This window comes from Mycobacterium sp. 4D054, assembly GCF_052245755.1.
Lineage (GTDB): Bacteria > Actinomycetota > Actinomycetes > Mycobacteriales > Mycobacteriaceae > Mycobacterium.
This window is the reverse complement of sequence record NZ_JBQQCF010000029.1, coordinates 63379-69515: the sequence shown is the minus strand read 5'-3', so window position 1 is coordinate 69515 and position 6137 is coordinate 63379. Positions and strand designations below refer to the sequence as shown.

At 68.5% G+C, this 6137-nt stretch carries 5 protein-coding genes; 4 read left to right on the top strand and 1 reads right to left on the bottom strand.

Translation table 11 applies throughout. The features are described from left to right. The first annotated feature begins 161 nt into the window (after positions 1-161). Positions 162-1175: an alpha/beta hydrolase fold domain-containing protein gene (locus ACTWP6_RS20115; RefSeq protein ID WP_443188595.1), complete on the top strand. Its 1014-nt coding sequence runs from the start codon at positions 162-164 to the stop codon at positions 1173-1175. 86 nt (positions 1176-1261) lie between these two features. Here ACTWP6_RS20115 and ACTWP6_RS20110 read toward each other — a convergent pair whose 3' ends face one another. Beyond that, positions 1262-2014 carry an MBL fold metallo-hydrolase gene (locus ACTWP6_RS20110; RefSeq protein ID WP_260756710.1) on the bottom strand — a complete coding sequence of 251 codons (753 nt, stop codon included), beginning with the start codon at positions 2012-2014 and terminating at the stop codon, positions 1262-1264. A 23-nt stretch (positions 2015-2037) separates the two neighbouring features. On the opposite strand from ACTWP6_RS20110, the gene fgd reads away from it, so the two are divergent. Genes fgd through pta form a run of 3 tightly spaced genes read left to right on the top strand, consistent with a single transcriptional unit; the run spans position 2038 to position 6131 of the window. Next, positions 2038-3048, top strand: a complete 1011-nt coding sequence (gene fgd / locus ACTWP6_RS20105) for a glucose-6-phosphate dehydrogenase (coenzyme-F420) (protein ID WP_260756711.1) — start codon at positions 2038-2040, stop codon at positions 3046-3048. 15 nt (positions 3049-3063) lie between these two features. Further along, on the top strand, positions 3064-4035 hold the full coding sequence (locus ACTWP6_RS20100) for an endonuclease/exonuclease/phosphatase family protein (protein WP_260756712.1): 972 nt from the start codon (positions 3064-3066) through the stop codon (positions 4033-4035). A 17-nt stretch (positions 4036-4052) separates the two neighbouring features. After that, on the top strand, positions 4053-6131 hold the full coding sequence (gene pta / locus ACTWP6_RS20095; RefSeq protein ID WP_443188594.1) for a phosphate acetyltransferase: 2079 nt from the start codon (positions 4053-4055) through the stop codon (positions 6129-6131). Positions 6132-6137: the final 6 nt, after the last annotated feature.

The window sequence follows — 6137 nt, the reverse complement described above, 5'->3', positions numbered from 1 at the left end:
CCGCCCAGCTCTTGACGATCACCACCAGCAAAGCTGGTCCCGCCACTAAGGCCCCAGTCACCAAGCGCGCACGTTCACGTGAGGCAACGAATCAGCCTTCGCGCGCATCTTGACATGAGGCAACAGGCCCGGCCGGCACCCATCCGGCGCTGCTGACACTGGTGACCTCGGTCGGCCGCGACACCGAGCGGATGTCAAGCAGGCAGCACCTGCAGTTCAGCCGGACGACCACCGAGATCGAGCAGGATGCGGATGGAAAGACCGCCCCTGCCGTACCGGCGTCGTTCACAGGGGAACCCTCGGCGGCATCGAAGGTCACCACGGCCGTGTTCCGGGTGATCCGTGCGGTCACCGGCGTTCTGGGACTGGACTTCGTCACCGACATCGGGCCGCTGATCGCCAGCGAGTCGCCACCGTGGTTCACCACGATCGGCGTGAAGGTTCGGCGCAGCGAGTTCGACGGGATGCCGGTAGTCGCCCTGGGTCCGCCCCGACCGTCCGGCAAGTATGTGGTCGCCGTGCACGGCGGCGCCTACGTCGTCAAACCCACCGTCTTCGAATGGCTCCAGTACGCCTCGTGGGCCCGTGACACCGGCGCGACAGTCCTGATGCCCCTCTACCCGTTGGCGCCGGGCGGCACCGCGCGCACAGTGGTCCCCGTCATCGCCGACCTCATCTCGAACGAGATCGAGCAACACGGCGCCCGAAATGTCAGCGTCACAGGTACATCCGCGGGAGGCGGCATCGCTCTGACCGCTGTACAGGAACTGGTGCGTCGCGGCGATCAGGTCCCGTCGCACATGGTGCTGTCCTCGCCCGCACTGGATCTGACGGTGAGCAACCCGGCGATCCAGTTCGTCGACGATCCGATTCTGACGTCGACCACCGTGCGCAGAGCCCAGCAGTGGGCCGGGGACCTGGAGCTGACAGACCCGTTGGTGAGCCCGTTGTACGGATCGCTGGCGGGCCTGCCGCCGACCGCGATCTACTCCGGAAGTCTCGATCTGCTCGCCCCGGACGTCCTGGTCCTGCAGGACAAGGCGATCGCGACGAAGGGATCGGATGTCACGTTCGTCTTGCGGAAGGATCAACTCCACGCCTGGGCCGGAATCTTCTGGCTTCCCGAAGCGCAGGCCCTACTCCCGGACATCTATCGGCAGCTCGGACTGCTCTGACGCTGGCCTGAATTCACGGCTCGCCGTGGTCCTGAATTCACGGCTCGCCGTGGTCCTGAATTCACGGCTGCGCCGTGCTCCTGAATTCACGGCTGCGCCGTGGCCGCCTGCTTCACCGCATCCCTGACCCGTCCCCGCCACACCGGCCCGTGCCCGGGCAGCAGCACCTCGGTGTCGAGCATGCCGAGCGCCTCGAGGCTGCGCCGGCACGCGTCCTCGTCGTGGTTGAACACCGACGGCAGCAGCTGCGGGCCCTGCCGCGTGGACACCGGGTGACCGGTCACCAGGGCGTCCCCGCTGATCAGCACGCCGTCGACCAGGTAGGAGCAGTGCCCGCCGGTGTGCCCGGGAGTCGGGACGCACCGGGGGGCGCCGGGCAGCCCCGCCGCGACGTCCTCGGTCAGCGTGGCGGTGGTGGGGATGCCGGAGTGGTCGAGTCCGCCCTTGCGGATGATCGCCACCGACCAGGCCAGCCACCTGGGCCGCCACGCCTGCGCGGCGACAGCCAGCGGTGAGGCCTGCTCGAGATACTCGCGTTTGGAGTGGCCGACCTCGTCGGCGTGGCAGTACACCGGGGTGCCGTGCTCACGGGCGAACCAGATGGCCGACCCGAGATGGTCGATGTGCGCGTGGGTCAACAGAATCGCGCGGACGTCGGCCGGCCCGAACCCCAGCTGTCCCAGTGAATCCAGCACATCCTGACGGCTGCCCGGAAATCCGGCGTCGATCAGCACCACGCCCTCCCGGGAGCCGGAACCTCCGGTGACCAGGGTCCAGTTCACCAGGTCGGTCTGGGCGAAGTGGACGCGGTCGGTGACGGCCGTCAGTACCGGTGCCATCAGGCGAGTGTAGAAACATAGTTATGGCTGAACTCAAACTGGGCTACAAGGCGTCGGCGGAGCAGTTCGCCCCGCGGGAACTGGTCGAACTCGGTGTCGCGGCCGAGGAGTACGGCATGGACAGCGCGACGGTCAGCGATCACTTCCAGCCGTGGCGGCACAAGGGCGGGCACGCCCCGTTCTCGCTGGCGTGGATGACCGCGGTGGGGGAGCGCACCCAGCGGCTGGTGCTGGGCACGTCGGTGCTCACCCCCACCTTCCGGTACAACCCGGCGGTCATCGCCCAGGCCTTCGCGACGATGGGGTGCCTGTACCCGAACCGGATCTTCCTCGGGGTGGGCACCGGCGAGGCACTCAACGAGATCGCCACCGGCTACGAGGGCCAGTGGCCCGATTTCAAGGAGCGCTTCGCGCGGCTGCGCGAAGCGGTGCAGCTGATGCGCGAACTGTGGCTCGGCGACCGGGTCGATTTCGAGGGCCAGTACTACAAGACCAAGGGAGCCTCGATCTACGACGTGCCCGAGGGCGGTATCCCGATCTACATCGCCGCGGGCGGGCCGCAGGTCGCCAAGTACGCCGGCCGCGCCGGCGACGGCTTCATCTGCACCTCCGGTAAGGGCGAGGAGCTCTACAAGGAGAAGCTGATCCCGGCGATGCGGGAAGGCGCCGAGGCGGCCGGCAAGAACCCCGATGACATCGACCGGATGATCGAGATCAAGATCTCCTATGACACCGACCCCGAACTGGCGCTGGAGAACACCCGGTTCTGGGCCCCGCTGTCGTTGACCGCCGAGCAGAAGCACTCGATCGACGATCCGATCGAGATGGAGAAGGCCGCCGACGCACTGCCGATCGAGCAGGTCGCCAAGCGGTGGATCGTCGCGTCCGACCCGGACGAGGCCGTCGCCAAGGTCAAGGACTACGTCGACTGGGGCCTCAACCATCTGGTGTTCCATGCGCCCGGGCACGACCAGAGGCGGTTCCTGGAACTGTTCCAGCGCGACCTGGAACCGAGGCTGCGCAAGCTCGGCTGAGCAGCGGCACCGCGCATGATCCGCATTCCTGCGACGGTGCTGGGCGTGGGCGCCCTGGCCGCCGCGGTGGTAGGCCTCGCCGCCCGCTACCTGCCCATCACCGGGCACCCCATGCTGATCGTCGCCGCCGCGGCGCCCTACCTGGCGCTCGCGGCGCCGGCGGCGATGCTGTTGCTTGCCGTCGGCAGGCGGTGGCTGCTCACCCTGGTCTCGGTCGCGCTGACCGTCGCGTTGATGTGGATGTACGTGCCGCGGTACCTGAGTTCGGCGGCTCCCGAAACCGCGGCGGTCGACGTGCGCGTGCTGACCGCGAATCTCTATCTCGGGCAGGCTGATCCGGCTGCATTCGCCACGCTGGCCCGGAACGTCGCCGACATCGTCGCGGTGCAGGAGTTGACGCAGCAATCCGCGGACGGGTTGTCGGCGGCGGGTATGGACGGGGTCTTTCCGTACCGGGTGATCCTGCCGGCCCGCAACGCCTCCGGCATCGGGATCTGGAGCCGGTATCCGATCGTGCACTCCGGCCGCATCGACGGCTACACGATGCCGATGGTCGGGTCGCGGATCCGGATCCCTGGCGTGCGTGTCGACGCCACCGTGCTGTCGATACACCTGCCCGGTCCCTGGCCGGCGCCCATAGACGGGTGGCGCGACGACATCGCCCGCCTGCCCGAGACCCTGCGCGACGTCGGCCGCACGGCGGGCGCGGGCGCGGTGATCGTCGCCGGGGACTTCAACGCCACCTCCGACATGGCGCCGTTCCGCCGCCTTCTGGACGAGGGCTACGGCGACGCCGGTGCCGACGCGGGAGCCGGCCTGGTCCGCACCTATCCCGGCCGCGGAATGCGCCCGCCGCTGCTCGGCATCGATCACGTCCTGACCAAGAACTGCTCCACCGTCGGCGCCACCACGGTGACCGTGCCGGGCGCCGACCACCGCGGTCTGGTGGCCACCCTGCAGGTGCCGGTGGACATGACAGCCAGTTGACAGGCAGGCTTTGACCCGTGCCTGACGCCTCGACGGGAGCAACCTCCTCGATCTACCTCGCGTCGCCGGAGGGCGACACCGGAAAATCGACCATCGCGCTGGGCATACTGCACCGGCTCGCCGCCACGGTGCCGAGGGTCGCGGTGTTCCGGCCGATCACCAGGACCGGTGAGGACCGGGACTACATCCTGGAGTTGCTGCTCGATCACACGACCGCGGAGCTGCCGTACGAGGACTGCGTGGGTGTGGGCTATCAGCAGCTGCACGACGACCCCGAGGCCGCGCTGGCCGACATCGTGGACCGGTTCCACCGTGTCGCGGACCGCAGCGACGCGGTGCTGATCGTCGGCAGCGACTACACCGACGTGGCCGCGCCGAGCGAGCTGTCCACCAATGCGCGCATCGCGGCCAATCTCGGTGCGCCGGTGGTGCTCGCGATCAAGGCCAAGGACCGCACCCCCGAGCAGGTCGTCCAGGTGGCCGAGGTCTGCATCGACGAGATCGCCGCGCAACACGCCCACACCGCCGCGGTGGTGGCCAACCGCTGTGAGCCGACGCAGATGACCGCGGTGGCCGAGGCGCTCACCGCGGTCGAGCCGCGCAGTTACGTGCTGCCCGAGGAGCCGCTGCTGGTGGCCCCGTCGGTGGCCGAGCTGCGGGACGCGGTCGATGGCACCCAGGTGCAGGGGGATTCGGCGCTGCTCGACCGCGAGGTGCTCGACGTGCTCGTCGCGGGTATGACGGCCGAGCATGTGCTGGAACGACTCACTGAGGGCATCGCGGTGATCACGCCGGGGGACCGCTCCGACGTGGTGCTGGCCGTGCTCAGCGCGCATGCCGCAGAAGGCTTTCCGTCGCTGTCGACGGTGATACTCAACGGCGGGCTGACTCTGCACCCGGCGATCGGATCGCTGGTGTCGGGACTGGGCTTGCGGGTGCCGATCATCGAGACCGGATTCGGCACCTTCGAGACCGCGAGCCGGGTGGCGGCCACCCGCGGCCGGGTCACCTCGAAGTCGCACCGCAAGATCGACACCGCGCTGACCTTGATGGAGACCCACGTCGACACCGCGGAGCTGTTGGCGCAGCTGGCCCTTCCGATCCCGTCGGTGGTCACCCCGCAGATGTTCACCTATCAGTTGCTCGACCAGGCACGGGCGGACCGCAAGCGCATCGTGCTGCCCGAGGGCGACGACGACCGCATCCTCAAGGCTGCCGGCAGACTGCTGGACCGCAGTGTCGCCGACCTCACCATCCTCGGCGACGAAGCCCAGATCCGGTCCCGGGCAGCTGAACTCGGCGTGGATCTGTCGGACGCGGCCGTGCTCGACCCCCGGACAAGCGACCTGTGTGACCGGTTCGCCGAGCAGTATGCGAAGCTCCGTGCGCACAAGGGCGTGACGGTGGAGCAGGCCCGCGAGATCATGCACGACGTGTCGTATTTCGGCACGATGCTGGTGCACAACGACATCGTCGACGGCATGGTGTCCGGTGCGCGGCACACCACGGCGCACACGGTGCGCCCGGCCTTCGAGATCATCAAGACCCAGCCCGATGTCTCCACGGTGTCCAGCATCTTCCTCATGTGCCTGGCCGACGAGGTGCTCGCCTACGGCGACTGCGCCATCGTGCCCGATCCCACCGCCGAGCAGCTCGCCGACATCGCGATCTCGTCGGCGCGTACCGCCGCACAGTTCGGCATCGAGCCGAAGGTGGCGATGCTGTCGTACTCGACCGGCACCTCAGGTGCCGGCGAAGAAGTCGAAAAGGTGCGTAAGGCAACCGAACTCGTGCGATCCCGGGCGCCCGAGCTACTGGTGGAGGGGCCGATCCAGTATGACGCCGCGGTGGAACCGTCGGTGGCCGAGACCAAGATGCCCGACTCGAAGGTGGCCGGCCACGCCACCGTGTTGATCTTTCCCGACCTCAACACCGGCAACAATACCTACAAGGCGGTGCAGCGCAGCGCCGGCGCCATCGCGATCGGACCGGTGCTGCAGGGTTTGAACAAGCCGGTCAACGACCTGTCCCGTGGCGCGCTGGTCGAGGACATCGTCAACACGGTGGCCATCACCGCGATCCAGGCGCAGGGGTGACTGGCG